This window comes from Pseudomonas sp. P179 (assembly GCF_000478485.2).
GTDB lineage: Bacteria > Pseudomonadota > Gammaproteobacteria > Pseudomonadales > Pseudomonadaceae > Pseudomonas > Pseudomonas aeruginosa.
The window spans coordinates 1562315-1577310 of record NZ_KI517354.1; the positions used below are offsets into that span (position 1 = coordinate 1562315).

Annotated in this window: 14 protein-coding genes; all 14 read right to left on the reverse strand. The window is 68.2% G+C overall.

What is annotated here, in order from left to right:
• Nucleotides 1-7 precede the first annotated feature (7 nt).
• The 14 genes from HMPREF1224_RS19895 to purB all read right to left on the reverse strand — a co-directional run bounded on the left by HMPREF1224_RS19895 (nucleotide 8) and on the right by purB (nucleotide 14984).
• On the reverse strand, nucleotides 8-1492 hold the full coding sequence (locus HMPREF1224_RS19895; protein WP_003453562.1) for an aldehyde dehydrogenase: 1485 nt from the start codon (nucleotides 1490-1492) through the stop codon (nucleotides 8-10).
• Nucleotides 1493-1503: 11 nt separating this feature from the next.
• Nucleotides 1504-2307 (reverse strand): aspartate dehydrogenase, encoded by an 804-nt coding sequence (locus tag HMPREF1224_RS19900; protein WP_003130116.1) that lies wholly within the window; start codon nucleotides 2305-2307, stop codon nucleotides 1504-1506.
• Nucleotides 2308-2317: 10 nt separating this feature from the next.
• Nucleotides 2318-4000, reverse strand: a complete 1683-nt coding sequence (locus HMPREF1224_RS19905) for a thiamine pyrophosphate-binding protein (protein WP_003130114.1) — start codon at nucleotides 3998-4000, stop codon at nucleotides 2318-2320.
• Nucleotides 3993-4790: an SDR family oxidoreductase gene (locus HMPREF1224_RS19910; RefSeq protein ID WP_003112903.1), complete on the reverse strand. Its 798-nt coding sequence runs from the start codon at nucleotides 4788-4790 to the stop codon at nucleotides 3993-3995. Before HMPREF1224_RS19910 ends, HMPREF1224_RS19905 begins: the two co-directional genes overlap by 8 nt.
• Nucleotides 4777-5610 (reverse strand): IclR family transcriptional regulator, encoded by an 834-nt coding sequence (locus HMPREF1224_RS19915; protein WP_003112902.1) that lies wholly within the window; start codon nucleotides 5608-5610, stop codon nucleotides 4777-4779. The genes HMPREF1224_RS19910 and HMPREF1224_RS19915 overlap by 14 nt, the downstream gene beginning before the upstream one ends.
• A complete protein-coding gene (locus HMPREF1224_RS19920; protein ID WP_003112901.1) occupies nucleotides 5603-6472 on the reverse strand; it encodes an alpha/beta fold hydrolase in 870 nt (289 codons plus the stop codon). The genes HMPREF1224_RS19915 and HMPREF1224_RS19920 overlap by 8 nt, the downstream gene beginning before the upstream one ends.
• An 8-nt stretch (nucleotides 6473-6480) precedes the next feature.
• Nucleotides 6481-7011, reverse strand: coding sequence for a cupin domain-containing protein (locus HMPREF1224_RS19925; protein WP_003112900.1), 531 nt, complete (start codon nucleotides 7009-7011; stop codon nucleotides 6481-6483).
• A 13-nt stretch (nucleotides 7012-7024) separates the two neighbouring features.
• A complete protein-coding gene (locus tag HMPREF1224_RS19930) occupies nucleotides 7025-7786 on the reverse strand; it encodes an SDR family oxidoreductase (RefSeq protein ID WP_003112899.1) in 762 nt (253 codons plus the stop codon).
• Between the two features lie 5 nt (nucleotides 7787-7791).
• Nucleotides 7792-8568, reverse strand: coding sequence for an ABC transporter permease (locus HMPREF1224_RS19935; protein WP_003112898.1), 777 nt, complete (start codon nucleotides 8566-8568; stop codon nucleotides 7792-7794).
• Nucleotides 8565-9572 carry an ABC transporter substrate-binding protein gene (locus tag HMPREF1224_RS19940; protein WP_003112897.1) on the reverse strand — a complete coding sequence of 336 codons (1008 nt, stop codon included), beginning with the start codon at nucleotides 9570-9572 and terminating at the stop codon, nucleotides 8565-8567. Before HMPREF1224_RS19940 ends, HMPREF1224_RS19935 begins: the two co-directional genes overlap by 4 nt.
• Nucleotides 9573-9612: 40 nt before the next feature.
• Nucleotides 9613-10464, reverse strand: coding sequence for an ABC transporter ATP-binding protein (locus HMPREF1224_RS19945; protein ID WP_003130104.1), 852 nt, complete (start codon nucleotides 10462-10464; stop codon nucleotides 9613-9615).
• Between the two features lie 512 nt (nucleotides 10465-10976).
• Nucleotides 10977-12050, reverse strand: a complete 1074-nt coding sequence (locus tag HMPREF1224_RS19950) for a class I SAM-dependent methyltransferase (RefSeq protein ID WP_003092054.1) — start codon at nucleotides 12048-12050, stop codon at nucleotides 10977-10979.
• A gap of 49 nt (nucleotides 12051-12099) precedes the next feature.
• Nucleotides 12100-13551: a class-II fumarase/aspartase family protein gene (locus tag HMPREF1224_RS19955; RefSeq protein WP_003092055.1), complete on the reverse strand. Its 1452-nt coding sequence runs from the start codon at nucleotides 13549-13551 to the stop codon at nucleotides 12100-12102.
• Nucleotides 13551-14984, reverse strand: coding sequence for an adenylosuccinate lyase (gene purB, locus HMPREF1224_RS19960; protein WP_004345327.1), 1434 nt, complete (start codon nucleotides 14982-14984; stop codon nucleotides 13551-13553). Before purB ends, HMPREF1224_RS19955 begins: the two co-directional genes overlap by 1 nt.
• Nucleotides 14985-14996: the final 12 nt, after the last annotated feature.

Here is a 14996-nt window from a genome sequence, read left to right on the forward strand (position 1 = left end):
TTCCTCATCAGTGGCTGCCGGCCCAGGCCAGCGGCTGTTCGTTCAGGCCCCAGTAGAGGCTCTTCTGCTCCATGTACTGGAGTATCCCCAGGCGGCCCTTTTCGCGGCCCAGGCCGCTGTCGCGCCAGCCGCCGAAGGGGGTGGAGATGGAGAACTGCTTGTAGGTGTTGATCCACACGGTGCCGGCCTGCACGGCGCGGCCGAGCCGCCAGGCGCGCTGGAAGTCGCGTGTCCAGATGCCGGCGGCCAGCGCGTAGCAGCTGTCGTTGGCCTCTTCGATCAGGGCCTCTTCGCTGTCGAAAGGCATGGCCACCAGCACCGGGCCGAAGACTTCCTCCTGGCACAGGCGGGCGTCGTTGGTGAGGCCTTCGATGATGGTCGGGGTGTAGAAGTAGCCACGATCGAAGGCTGCGCCATGGGGACGTACGCCCCCCGTGCGCAGGCGACCGCCCTCGGCCACGCCCATCTCGACATAGCGCTCCACCGACTCGCGGTGCCGCGCGCTGATCAGCGGGCCCATCTGGGTGCGCTCGTCGGCCGGGTTGCCGACGCGCAGGGCCGCGGCGCCGGTGGCCAGGCGCTCCATGAATTCGTCGTAGCGCTCGCTGGCGACGAACAACCGCGAGCCGGCAATGCAGGATTCGCCGCTGGAACTGAAGATGCCATAGAGCACGCCGGCCACCGCGTGGTCGAGATCGGCGTCGGCCAGCACCATGGTCGGCGACTTGCCGCCCAGTTCCAGGGACACCGGCATCATCTTGTCGGCGGCGATGCGCGCGATGTGCTTGCCGGTGCGGGTGCCGCCGGTGAAGGACACGCGCCTGGCCAGGGGGTGGCGGGTCAGGGCATCGCCGATCAGCGCGCCCTTGCCCGGCAGCACGCTGACCAGCCCACGCGGCAGGCCGGCCTCATCGCAGATGCGCGCCAGCGCCAGGGCGGCCAGCGGGGTGATCTCGGCCGGCTTGACCACCACCGCGTTGCCGGCGGCCAGGGCCGGGGCGAGCTTCTGCGCCTCGGAGGCGATGGGCGAGTTCCACGGGGTGATGGCAACCACCACGCCCATGGGCTCGTACACGCTCATGCTGACGAAGTCGCCGCGCGACGGCGTGATGCTTTCCTCCAGGGTCTCGCAGGCGGCGGCGAAGAACTGGAAGGTGGCGGCGGCGCTGGCCACCAGGTTGCGGGTTTCCCTGATCGGCTTGCCGTTGTCCAGGCGCTGCAACTGCGCCAGTTCTTCGCTGCGCTCGCGGATCAGCGCGGCGATACGATAAAGCACGGTGGCCCGCTCATGAGGCTTGCGCTGGGCCCAGCCGCTCTCACGGAAGGCGCGGTGGGCGCCGGCCATGGCTTCCTCCACGTCCTCCAGGCTGGCCGCATGCAGGCGGGCGACGGCCTCGCCGGTGGCCGGATAGAGGCTTTCGTAGAGGTCGCCGCCGCCCGCTCGCCACTCGCCGGCGATGCAGATGGGTTGGATCGGGTTCAGGTCAATCACGGTAGTCGTCCCTAGATCGAAATCGCGTGGGCGTGGTTGCCCAACGCTCGGACCACGCTGTACACGGTCAGCGCCGATGTCTTCGGGTTGGCCGCCAGCGGTTTGCCACGCAAGGTCAGTTCGAAGCCGCCGAAGGCGCCGCTGGCTTCCACCTGGTGCACGTTCTCGCAGCTTTCGGGGTCGGCGATCAGGCGCACCTGGGTGCGGTCCAGGCCGAGGCCGGCGAGCGACAGGGTGGCGGCGACATTGGCGTTCTTCGGATAGAGCCGCGCCGCCTCGCGGGCGCTGCCGTCGAAGATCACCCGCGCCTTCTCCAGGCGCTGCAGGTCGCAGACCGTCTCGCCCGGCGTCCCCAGCCAGGCGCTCGCCGGCTTGCGCCCGGTGTAGCGCACCGACTCGAGGCCACCGACCCTGGCCGCCGACAGCGCATCGATGGCGCCGATGGCGCCGGGCAGCAGCTCGATGCGGCTGCCTCCGGCTTGCGCCGCGACTTCCAGGCGCTCCACCAGGCCCGGCTCGGACAGCGCGCCCACCGAGACCACCAGGCAGGGAATGCCTTGGGCCAGCGCCGGCAGCACGTGCTGCTCGATGGCGCGGTGCCCGGCGCACTCCACCAGAAGATCGGGGCGCTCTCCGGCCGGCAGCGCGCTGAGTACCCGCGGCGGCCGGCGCAGGCTGGCCAGGCGATGGCGGACCTGGGTCTCGGAGTCGCGAGGAACGATCACCGCATCGACCCTCAGTTGCGGATCGTTTTCCAACAGTTCCAGGACGCCGGCGCCGATGGCGCCGCAGCCGATCATGACGATATTCAGCATGGCGAGAGCCTCAGGCGGTGGCCTTGTCGGTCTTGGCATCGTTGGTCGGCGGGCCGGCGAAAATGCTCTTGAAGCTGCCCACCGCGAGCATGTCCACCTCCAGCAGGAAGGGACCTGGCTCGGCCAGGGCGCCATCGAGCACGGCGCTGAAATCCTTCAGATCGCTGACCTTGGCATGACGCAGGCCGAGGGAAGCCGACAGTTGGGCGTAGTCCGGGGTGTGCAGGTCGACGTAGCAGCGGCGGCCACCGTAGGCGGCGTCCTGGATGTTCTTGATCACCCCGTAGCCCTGGTCGTTCATCAGCACGATGAGCATGTCGGCCCGCTCCTGCACGGCGGTGGCCAGTTCGCCCAGGTTGAGGATGAAGCCGCCGTCGCCGGCGAGCACGAAGGTCTTGCGCCCAGGCGCGGTTTCCGCCGCGCCGACCGCCGCGCCGATGCCCATGGCCAGGCCCTGGCCGATGCCACCGCCGAGGGCGTGGACGCCGGCGCGGGGGCTGAAGATATTCAGGTGGCGGTTGCCCCAGGTGCTGTTGGAGACGGTGACGTCGCGCACCCAGTTGAAATTGCGGCCGGCCAGCGCCTGCAGTTGCTCCACCAGCGAAGCGTAGGGGCCAAGGCCGTCCACCAACTGGGCGCGGGCCTGGTTGCGCGCGGCGGCGAGATCCGCGGCGAAGGCCGGGTCCACCGACAGGCGCCCTTCCAGGCGGTCGGCGAGCCCCTTGAGGACCCGTTCGGAATCGCCGCAGACGAAGAAATCGCTGGGGTAGCAGCGGCCCTCCGCCGTGGCATCGGCGTCTGCCCGGTAAAGCGGACGCGGGAGCTTGAGTTCGTACTTGAGGGTTTCGTTGCCGCGCAGGCGCGAGCCCACCACGAGCATGGCGTCGCAGCTCTGGTAGAACCGCTCCACCGGTTTGTTCAGGTTGAAGGCGCCGAGGGAACGCGTGTCGTCTTCCGGGACGATGCCACGCCCCTGGGTGCTGGTGACCACGCCCACGCCCATGGCCAGCAGGCGTTGTACCTGCGGGCCGGCATGCCGGGCACCGCCCCCCAGCCAGAGCATCGGTCGCCGCGCCTGGGCGAAACGCTCGGCTAGGTCGTCCAGGGCTTGCTCGGAGGGCCTGGCCACCGGCACCGGCAGCGGCGACAGGTCGGCCGGCAGGTTGATCAGCGCCGATTGGATATCGATCGGGATTTCCACGCTCACCGGGCCGGCGGGCGCGGTCAGGGCGGTTTGCACGGCCAGCTTGAGGGTGCTGATGGCGGTGTCGACGCTGCGCACGCGGAAGGCCGCCTTGGAGATGGCCTTGAGCATGCTCAACTGGTCCGGCGCCTCGTGGATGTAGGCGAGGCTCCGATCCAGGTAGGGGGTTTCGATCTGCCCGGTCAGGTGCAGCAGCGGGGTGCCGGCAGTGAGCGCCTCGACCAGCGCCCCGGCAGCGTTGCCGGCGGCGGTTCCGGTGCTGGTCAGGCACACGCCCAGGCCACCGCTGGTGCGGGCGTAGGCATCGGCCATGTTGGCCGCCCCGGCCTCGCCGCGGGCCATCACGAAACGGATGTTGCCGCGGCTGGCGAAGGCATCGAGGATCGGCATGTTGTGGATCGAGATCACCCCGAAGGCGGCCTTCACCTCGCACTGTTCGAGGAAGGCGGCGATGGCGGCGCCGACGGTGACTTGGCTTGCGTTACGCATGACGGGACAACCCTCCGGAAACGTCGATATGACTGCCCGTCGTATAGGCAGACAGGGGAGATGCGAGGAACAGGATGGCGCGGGCCGCCTCGATCGGCTTGCCCAGGCGTCCCAGGGGAATCTGCTTGTTCCGCGCCAGCTGCGCGGTCCATTGCGCCCAGTCCAGCTCGCGCTCTTCGCGGGCTTCGAAACGGCGCCGCCACTGGCCGGACTCGACCAGGCCGATGAGGATGCCGTTGACCCGTACGCCCTTAGGCGCGAACTCGAAGGCCATGGAGCGCACCAGGTTCTTCACCCCGGCGCGGGCCGCGCTGGTAGCCACCATGTGCGGCTCCGGCTGGCTGGCCAGCAGCGAGTTGACGCAGACGATGGCCGCGTCGGCGCGGCTTTCCAGTTGCGGCAGGAAAGCGCGTACCGGGTGGATGACGGAAAAGAACTTCAGTTGCAGTTCCTCGCTCCAGGCCTCGTCCGTGGTCTCGGCGAAGGTCGAGACGCGGCCCTGGCCGGCGTTGTTCACCAGGATGCTGGCGCACCCCAGCGTTCTCTCGCAGGCTTCGGCGAAGGCGCGCACCTGCAACGCATCCAGCACGTCGCAGACACTGGCGAACAGGCGCGCCCCGGGGAAGCGCTGGCGTAGCGCGGACTCGGCGGCACGCAGGCGCTCGCCGTCGCGAGCGCAGAAAGCCACGGCGGCGCCTGCCTCCAGCAGCAGTTCCACCGTGGCCAGGCCGATCCCGGAGGAACCGCCGGTGACCACCGCCACCGCCTCGGACAGGTCATACGGTTTCATGCGGGCGACTCCGGAAGATCGGGGTGACGTTGTCCTGGCCGTCGGCGCGGTAGTCGAGCAGGTACGACAGCTCGTCGGCGCTGCTGCGCACCCGGCTGACCAGTCCCTCGATGCGTTCCGGGTCGATATGCCCGGCGGCGATGGTCGCCCCCATCGCCGCGATGACGCGACCGCTGTGATCACGTACCGGCGCCGCGACGGTGGAGATGCTCGCCTCGAAGAACCCCTCGCCCTGGACGAAGCCACGCTGGCGGTCGCCCTGGACCATGTCGAAGAGTTCCAGCACGCTGCGCGGGGTGTTCGGCGAGAACTGCTCCAGCTGCTCCTCCGGGTACAGCTCGCGCAGCTCGCCCAGGCTCAGGTCCTGCAGCAGGATGCGGCCGAGCACCGTGGCGTGGGCCGGCAACCGGGTCCCGACGTTCACCGAGCTGCTCAGCGGGGTGGACGGCGAAACCTTGGCCACGTAGACGATCGAACGGCCGTCGCGCACCACCAGGTTGCAGGGGTAGCGGATCTCGTCGCACAGGCGGTTCAGCAGCGGCTGGCCGAGTTCGGTCAGCTCCAGCGAGGCCAGGTACTCGAAGCCCAGGCGCAACACCGCCATGCCCAGGCGGTACTCGTTGCCGTTGCGGGTGACGAAGCCCATGGCCTCCAGGGTGGTCAGCAGGCGGAAGATGGTCGAGCGCGGCAGCTTCAGGCGCCGCGCCAACTCCGGCGCCGTCAGGGTACGGTCCTTCCGGCTGAACTCGCAGAGCAGCAGCAGGCCGCGTTCGAGGCCAGGCACGATGTACTTGTCTTGCGAATCGTCTGACTTATCCATTGGCGGTTCCTTCAAGAGAGAGGCGTTGCGCGTGGCCGATGCGTCCTGCGACCACTTCGGGTTGTTCGATCGGGCTGGCGTGGCCGGCCCCGGGAATCGACGAGAACGACGCGCCGAGCTGGCGGGCGATGGCGCCGCAACTCTCGGGCGTGGTGATGCCGTCGTCCTCGCCGCAATGCACCTCGCAAGGAGCGGCAGGCTGCCCGTTGCCCAGCAGGTCGTCGCCGCAGAGCAGCTCGACGGCCTGGCGGTAGCCCTCGGGGTTGAGCCGCGCCATGTTCCAGCGCACCCAGGCCAGGGCCTCCTCGCTGGGGTTGCGGCCGAGCAGGCGCGCGGTGCGCTCGCTGGCCATGCCGTCGATACCGAAGCGCTCCAGGTTCTCCAGGCGCTGGCGGCGCACCTGGGCGCCGCTGTCGCGCAGCTCGGCGGCGCCGTAGCCGCGCGCCGGGCTGAGCAGCACCAGGCGGCGCACCCGCGCCGCGCCGATGCCGGCGGCGTAGGCCGTGGCCATCAGCGCGCCGAGGGAGTGGCCCACCAGCAGGCAGCTCTCCACGCCCAGCGCATCCAGCAGCAGCTCCAGGCACGCGGCGTAGTCGCAGGCCTTGGGCCGGGCCGGCGGCAGCGGCGTGGACAGGCCGTAACCCGGCGCGTCCCAGGCGATCACCCGATTGCCGGCGGCCAGGCGCTGGGCGCAATGCAGCCAGGACGCCGAGCCCGAACCGATGCCGTGCAACAGCACCACCACCGGGCCCTGGCCGCATTCGCGGATGGCCAGCTGGGCGCCGTCGGCCAGTTGCACCAGCCGCTCGGGAAAGCGCTGTTGCAGGTTCGGGACGGGGGTGTGGGTCTGCGCCATGTTCATCGGCGGCCTCAGCGCTTGATGCTCGCCAGAGGGTGCTCCGGCGGGTAGGTCGGGGTGATCGGCTTCTTCGCACCGAGCATCACGCACATCAGCGCATCCTCGTCGCCGATGTTGATCTCCTCGCGGTACACGCCCGGCGGCACGGAAATCACGTCGCGGTCGGTGAGGATGGTCTCGAAGCGCTCGCCGTCCTTCTCCAGCACCACCTTGAGCTTGCCGCGCAGGACGAAGAACACTTCCTCGACGTCGATGTGCAGGTGCGGCGGGCCTTCGTGACCCGCCGGGATGACCATGGTGGAAAAGGTGAAGTGCTCGGACGGAATGGTGTTCATGTCACTGGCCACACCGGTGCCGCCGGTGCCGATGTAGCGCATCTGCGCGCGGCGGAACCTGGGGTCGTAGTCGGCCTGGAACTTCAGCGCGTTCCAGTCGTACTTGCGGGTGGAGTAACGGGCGATGCGGGTGTTGCACCACTCCTCGAAGCTGGCGCCTTCGGGGCGGTCCCAGGATTTCGGGGCGTTCTGGTTCAGATCGGTCATGGAGTCCTCCGGATCAGGGCATGACGAACCCGCCGTTGACCGGCAAGGTTTGTCCAGTGATGAAGCGGGAAAGGTCGGAAAGGGCGAACAGCACCGCGCCGCAGACATCCGCCGGCTGTTGGCCGCGCTGGAGCGCGCGCTGCTCGCGGTAGAGCCGGTGGCGGGCGGCCGGCACGTACTCGGTGGCCTCGACCTCCACCAGTCCGGGAGCGATGGCGTTGACGGTGATGCCGTCGCCGCCCAGCTCGCGGGCCAGGCTGCGGGTCATGGCGATCAGCGCGCCCTTGCTGGCGCTGTAGGCGAGCAGGTTGGGCGCGCCCCACAGCGGGGTGTCGGAGGCCAGGTTGACCACCGCGCCACGTCCGGACTCGCGCAGCGCCGGCAGGCAGGCACGGGTCATCAGCCAGGTGCCGCGCACGTTGACCTGGAGCACCCGGTCGAACACCTCGATCTCCAGTTCTTCGCAGCTCTTGCCGCCGGAGTTGGTGATGGAGGCGTTGTTCACCAGGCCGTCGAGACCGCCCAGGCGCTCGACCGCCGCGGCCACGCAGCGCTCGATCGAAACCGGGTCGGCCAGGTCCAGTGGCAGGCCGCTGATATCCAGGCCCTGCTCGGCGAGTTCACGGGCGGAGCGCTGCACGCGTTCCTCCAGGATGTCGGCGATCACCACCCGGGCGCCGGCGCGTGCCGCCGCTTCGGCGAAGGCGTAGCCGAGGCCGCGGGCGCCGCCGGTGAGGAGCACGCGGCGACCGTCGAGAAGAGAGTTCTGGCTCATGGCGTTCACACCGTGCCCAGGTTGGCTTTCGGCAGGTAATGCAGGACGCGCTTCTCGGCCCAGACCACCGCGCCATAGGCGAGCACGCCGATCAGGGTGAGCATGACGATGGCGACGAACACCCCGGCGGTGTTGCCCTGCCCTTCGGCATCCACCAGCAGGAAGCCGAGGCCCTTGTTGCCGCCCACCAGCTCGCCGACGGTGACGCCGATCACCGCCAGGGTGGAGGCGATGCGCAGGCCGGAGAACAGCGCGGCCATCGCCGAGGGGAACTCCACCAGGCGGAAGATCTGCCAACGGCTGGCGCTCATCGCGCGCACCAGGTTGATCATGTCCGGGTCGACGGTGCGGATGGCCGAGAGCACGTTGATCATCACCGGGAAGAACACGATCAGCACGGCGATGAGGATCTTCGGGTACACCGTATAGCCCAGCCACATCACGAACAGCGGGGCGAAGGCCACCTTCGGCGCGATCTGCAGCGCCAGGATGTAGGGCGAGAGCATGGCCTCGGTGGTCGGCGACAGGCCGAGGGCAACGCCGATGCTCACGCCAAGCAGCGCGCCCAGGGCGAAACCGACGACGATCTCCAGGCTGGTGATCGCCGTGTGCTCCAGCAGTCCGGCGCCGTGCCACATGGCCACGCCCTCCGCCGCCACCCGGCTCAGCCCCGGCAGGACGAACTCGGGCATGCCGAGCAGGCCGGGCCCCCACTGCCAGGCAGCGAGGAACAGGAACAACAGCGCGAGACTGCCGAGCAAGGGTCTGGTGGAGAGGTTCATGGGCGGGCTCCGTGCTGCGCGGTCAGGTCGGCGGACTCGACGAAACGGTTGGTGTAAAGCTCGTCCAGCGGCGTCTCGCGGCCGACGATGCCTTCGCTGACGTAGAACCTGCGAACCTTGTCCAGGCGCTGCGGATCGATGTGCCCGAGCGGCTGCTGGTTGGCGTAGACGTGCTCGACATAGAGCCGCAGGACCCGTTCCAGGCTGGCCTCGCGGCCCTTGTAGGCGGGCACCGCGGCAGCGAAGGTGGCGGCGGCCTGCCTTGGGTCGGCGATGATGTCGCGCATGCCCATGAGGGTCGCCCTGACCACCCCGCCGACCACCTCAGGCTGCTTCTCGATGGCCTCGTCCGAGGCGAGGATCGCCTGGGCCATGCTCTCGAACACCTCGCTGCCCGGCAGCAACTTCACCTGCCGGCCGGCATCCTCGGCACTCACCACCCAGTCCGGCACGCCGGCCATGGCCTGCGAGCGGCCGGCGGAGAACAGTTGCCAGACGCCGGATGGGCCGGCCGCCTGGATGTCCACGTCGGACTTGCCCAGGCCAGCCTTGCGCATCGACGCCAGCAGGGCGTAGTAGGTGGTGTCGGAGTAGGACATCACGGTCAGGGTCTTGCCCTTGAGGTCCTTGACGCTGTCGATACCGGCCGTGCCATCGGTGGCGATCATGGTCACCCCGCCGGCACCGAGCACCGCCACGGCTTTCACCGGGATGCCGTTGGCGCGCACCACGATCGGCGTATCGCCGATGGCGCCGCCGACCGGTGCGTTGCCGGCGCCGATCTGCTTGGCCACGTCGACCCCGCCCTTGCCGGCGACGAAGGTCACCTTCAGGCCCAGGTCGGCGTAGTAGCCCTTCTCCCGGGCGATCACCCAGGGTGCGAAGGCCGGCGAGTTCGGCGGTGCCGGCAGCAGGTAGGTGACTTCCCGCGGGGCGGCCTGGACGGTCAGGCCGGCGGCGAACAACGCGCCGCACAATGCGGCGTTGAGCAATGACTTGGACATCAGCGGCTCCTGTAACGGAATTCGGATCGGCAGGCGGCGATCAGTGCAGCTCGGCGCTCTCGCCCACTTTCAGCAGGGTCATCAGGCGCCCGACCAGCGGCCCGATCTCCGGCAGCTTGCGGCGCTCCAGCGGGTTGTCGCGCAGCGGCAGGCCGACCTCGATCTCCTCGACGATGGTGCCCGGCCGCGCGCTCATCACCAGGATGCGATCGGACATGGCGATCGCCTCGACCAGGTCGTGGGTAATGAACAGCGCGGTCTTGCGTTGCTCGCAGAGCATCCGCGCCAGGTCCTGCTGGAGGATCATCTTGGTCTGCGCGTCGAGGGCCGAGAACGGCTCGTCGAGGAACAGCACCTGCGGGTCGGTGGCCAGGGTTCGGGCCAGGGCGGCGCGTTGGCGCATGCCGCCGGAAAGCTGGAACGGATAGTGCTCGGCGAAACCGGCGAGGTGACACTTCTCCAGCATTTCCTCGGCGATGGCGCGCCGTTCGCCGGCCGCGCGACCGTCGATCTCCAGGCCCAGCTCGATGTTGCGGCGAATGCTGCGCCAGGGCATCAGCAGGTCCTTCTGCAACATGAAGGAGACCTTGCGTACCGGACCGCTGACCCGCTCGCCGCCGACCCGCACCTCGCCTTCGCTGGGTGCGTAGAGACCCGCCCCCATGTTCAGCAGGGTGCTCTTGCCGCAACCGGACGGCCCGATGATGGACACCACCTCGCCGCGGCGGATGGCCAGGTCGAGCCCCTGCACCGCGAGGGTCGCCGCGCTTTTGCCGCGGCCCGGAAAATGCTTGGCGACGCCGCGGAATTCGATTTCGAGACGGCTATCCGCAGGAGCGGCTACAGGTAGCGAATGCTCGGAAGTGAGGATGCTCAACGACGTCGCTCTCATCTGGACTAAGCCTCTTGTCTTGTTTTATATATGAAACATCGTTTTAAATATAAAACTTGCAGAAGCCATGCCAGATGAAAGTTCACCGGCGAAACAGCCTTGTTCCGAGTATTAAACTTTTAAAATCAGAGAGTTGAATTAAAGCGCGGAGAATTACCGAGGAATCCTGCGACGAAAGGCGCTCCGAGCGGTTTTCACGCGGTTCGCCAGGCTTCCGGGAAGTGGGGCGTTGTTGCACACACAAGGAGCAACATTGCTCCATTCGGTAACAGGGGAAGGTTTCCTGACAGCCACATCGCTCGCTTGAACGAGTGCCGCAGGCTCTCGACCTCTGCTCGCAGCAACTCCCCTGCTTATATAAGGACGAGGGTCTTCGCAGCGAAGACTTCAGGCCGAGGCAGACAGGGACGAAACGACTGCGGCGGTCCCGGACACACCGGGCTGCGGGTGGCGTCCGCCGCGGACGCCACCCTCGCCCCGGAGCCGCGCCAGGCGACTCCGGGCGTGCAACCTCAGGGTCGCAGTTCGAACAGCGCCGGCAGCGGCGGCCACTCCGAAGGCACCTTGCGGAAGCGACTGAAGCCGGCGGCCTCGGCCATCTGCCGCGCGCGGTCCTCGCCCATGAAGGCGCCGAGGCCCTCGCCGCCGTGGGACAGCGAACAGGTCATGCAATACAGCGTGCTCTGCGGGTACATCACGCGACCGAACAGGTTCATGTTCTCGTGCAGTTCCTGCGACAGGTTGAGTTCCACCATCAGGTAGGTCCCATCGTCGGCGGTCGACTCGCGCAGGTCCTTCATCATCTGCTGCGGGTCGGTCGCGTCGTGGATGACCACGAAGGTCGTGACGAAGTCGAACTTCTTGCCCGCCAGCGCATCGGAATCGCTGACCTCGAAGCGCACCCGGTCGCCGACCCCCGCGGCCTCGGCGTTCGCCCGCGCGCGTTCGATGGACGGCGCGTGGAAGTCACAGCCATAGACCTGGGCTTCGGGGAACGCCTTGGCCATCATGATCGCGGCCAGCCCGCTGCCGCAGCCGAAATCGAGCACGCTGCCACCCGCCTGGAGCTTTTCCTTGACGCCATCCAGCGAAGGAATCCAGTGCTGCACGAGGAAGTGCTTGTACCAGGGCATGGTCATGCGCTCCATGCCTTCCCAGGTTTCCAGCGGGAAGGATTCCTCGGGGCAACCGCCGCCGCAGCGGAAGGCCTCGATGATCTTCGGCGCCATGCTCACGAAGGGCACGCTCAACTGGATGATCCCGCCGGCGAAATAAGGCGAGTCCTCGTCGGCGAGCACCGGGACGAACTCGGCCGGCAACCGATAGCTCCTGCTCTGCGGATCGTAGGCCAGGTAGTTGCCGGTGACCATGCTGCCCAGCCATTCGCGCAGGTAGCGGGTGGTGTAGCCGGTCTGCTGCGCCAGCTCTTCCAGGGTCACCCATTGGCCATGGGCGAGCGCCTTGAACAGCCCCAGGCGGTCGCCGATGTAGAGCATCGCGCCGCGCAGGGTATTGCCGTAGTCCTCCATGATCCGTGCTGAAAACTGCTTGACCTTCGCGGTTTCGATCTCGTTAGCCTTTGTCATTCTTGTTCTCCGTTGATGTGCAGTACCGCCGCCTCTGGCGGCGGGTGATTCAGTGGTGGCTGGCGACCTTGTCCAGCACCTTGTCGACGATGGTCCCGGCCATGCCGAGATGGGTCCGCGGCTCGAACAGCCTGGCCAGGGTTTCCTTCGGCATGACGGCGCCCACCCGCGGATCCGACTCGAGCGCCTGGCGCATCGGAATCCGCTTGCGCTGGCAGGCCTGGGTGATCTCGAAGATGATTTCGTAAGCGCTGCTCTTGCCCAGTTGCTTGGCCATCTCGAAGACGAACGCCTCGGTACAGATCGCATCGCTGTATGCATTCGCCGTCCGCGCCATGGTCTCGTCGTGGACCGTGAGCCCGTCGATGGTGTCGGTCAGCAGCGACAGCGCCATCAGCGCATAGTGGGAAACGTCCGCCACCGCACACCATTCCAGGCGCGTGCCGCGGTAGTCCCGCTCGTGCTCGAGGATCATGGCGTCCAACGCGAGCAGGACCTGGGCCTTGGCCAGCCGGGCCAGCACCACGACCTGCTCGCAGCCTTCCGGATTGCGCTTGTGGGGCATGGTGCTGCTACCGATCTGCTGCTGCGTCCAGCCCACCTCCAGCTCGCCGATCTCCCAGCGGTTCAGGGTGCGGATCTCGTCGGCGATCCGCGCCAGGGACGCGGTGACCATGGCCAGGGTGCTGACGAACTCGGTAACCCGGTCGCGGGACACGTGCCAACCCGCCAGCGGCACGTCTAGCGACAGCCGCCGCGCGAAGCTTTCGAGCAGGAGCATGGCCTCGTCGCCGAAGGCGGCCATCGTGCCCACGCCGCCGAACAGTTGCACCACCAGGATCCGCTTGCGCGCCTCGCCCAGGCGTTCGCGGTGACGCAGCAACTCGTCGATCCAGCCGGCCACCTTCAGCCCGAAGGTGGTCGGCAACGCCGGGATCGAGTGGGTCCTGGCGACCATCAGCGCATTGCGGGTCCCGCTCGCCAGCACCGAGAGCCGGTCCAGGAGGATGTCCAGCGCCCGCTCCGTTTCATCCAGCACATCGCGCATTTCCAGGGACTGCGCGGTGTCCTGGATATCCTGCGTGGTCGCGCCGAAATGCACGTACTCGCGCGCGCTGGGGCTGCAGTTCCGTTGCAGCGCACCCAGCAGGGGCATCAGCGAGTGCCCGGTGCTGGCCACGCCGTCGGCGATCTGCTGCAGGTCAACGGCCGAAAGCCTGGCGGCCTTCGCGATCTCCAGCGCGGCCTCGGGCGGAATGACGCCGACATCGGCCTGCGCCAGCGCCAGCGCCGCCTCCACGTCGAGCCAGCGTTGCAGGCGGCAGTGGCTACAGAAGATCCGTCGGCTCACCGGACCGGCGTAGCCGCCGCCATGGGTTTTAGAGTCAACGATGTGACTGTGTTCGTGCTTGCAGGACGACTCGGCCGGTGCGCCGCCGAAGCTCTGCGGATGCGCGGTGCACGAGGAACGGGCAAGCATTTCCAGCGATTCAGCATCCATCACCTATCCTCCATCACGTACTGGGACTGACCGGGATTTCCTTGGGAAGAGGCGGCGCCTTCGGGCCTGTCGCCCGACGCGCCGGTTCGTGGTTTGTCGGCGACCAGGTCGACCATCTCCGCGGCGAGGCCGACGTAGCCGACGGGGTCGAGCAGTTCTTCGAGCGCCTCGGCGCTGAAACAGCCGCGCAACCTTGGCTGCCCGAGCAGCGCCTCGCGGAACGGAACGCCCTGCCGCTGGGAGGCCTGGGTTATCTCATGGAGCAGTTCGTGGGCGGTCTGCTTGCCGAACTGCCCCGCCAGCGCGAGCATGACCCGCTCCGACAGGATCAGCCCACCCAGCAGGTCGAGGTTGGCGCGCATGCGTTCCTCGCGCACCTCGAGCCCCTCGGCCAGCACCGCCTCCATGCGGGTCAGCAAGGCGCCGGCGTAGACGAACAGCTCCGGCAACGCCGCCCACTCGATGCGCCAGGCGGTGCCGTCGCGCTCGTGCAACTGGAACGCGGCATCGGTGAGCGCCACCATCTGTGCCCGCACCAGCCGCGACAGCGCGCTGACCAGGTCGACCGACGACGGGTTCCGCTTGTGCGGCATGGTGCTGCTGCCCACCTGTCCCGGCCGGCTGCCCTCGCGTACCTCGTCGATTTCGCTGCGCTGCAGGTGGTAGATCTCGTTCGCCACCCGGCCCAGCGTCACCGACACCTGGACCAGCAACCCGGCAACCTCCAGCACCCGGTCCCGGGCGCTGTGCCAACTGGTCGACGGCGCGCCGAGGCCAAGCCTGGCCAGGGTTCGCCGCTGTAGCTCGAAGCCCTGGGCGCCGAACGACGCCAGGGTTCCCACGGCACCGGTCAGGTTGCCGACCAGGACGCGTTCGCGCGCTTCGTCGAAGCGCGCCAGGTGACGGTCGATTTCATCCACCCAGACGGCGACCTTGTAGCCGAAGGTCGTGGGCAGCGCCTGCTGCCCGTGGGTGCGTGCAACCATCGGCGTGTGCTGGTGGCGCAGGGCAAGCGCCAGCAGATGGCCACGGATCGAGTGCAGGAGCCCGAGCGCATGGCCCCAGGCTTCCTTGACCTGCAGCATCAGCCCGGTGTCGAGGATGTCCTGGGTGGTCACGCCATAGTGCACGTACTCCCCCCAGCTACCCTCGCACGACCTCGCCAGGGCGCGGATGGTAGGCACCAGCAGGTGCCCTGTCTCCAGGCTTTCGCGGCCCAGTTGGGTGAGGTCGAAGCGCTCCACCTGGGCGGCGCGGTCGATCTCCCGCGCCGCCTCGTGGGGGATGATGCCCATCTCGGCCTGGGTCGCCGCCAAGGCTCGCTCGACATCCAGCCACCTCCGCACCTGGTTGGTATCGGAAAAGATCGCGGCGAATGCCGGGGACGAGTAGGCGCCCCCGTGTATACGGGATTCCGTAATGTGACTTGGCATTTTCGAGTGCTC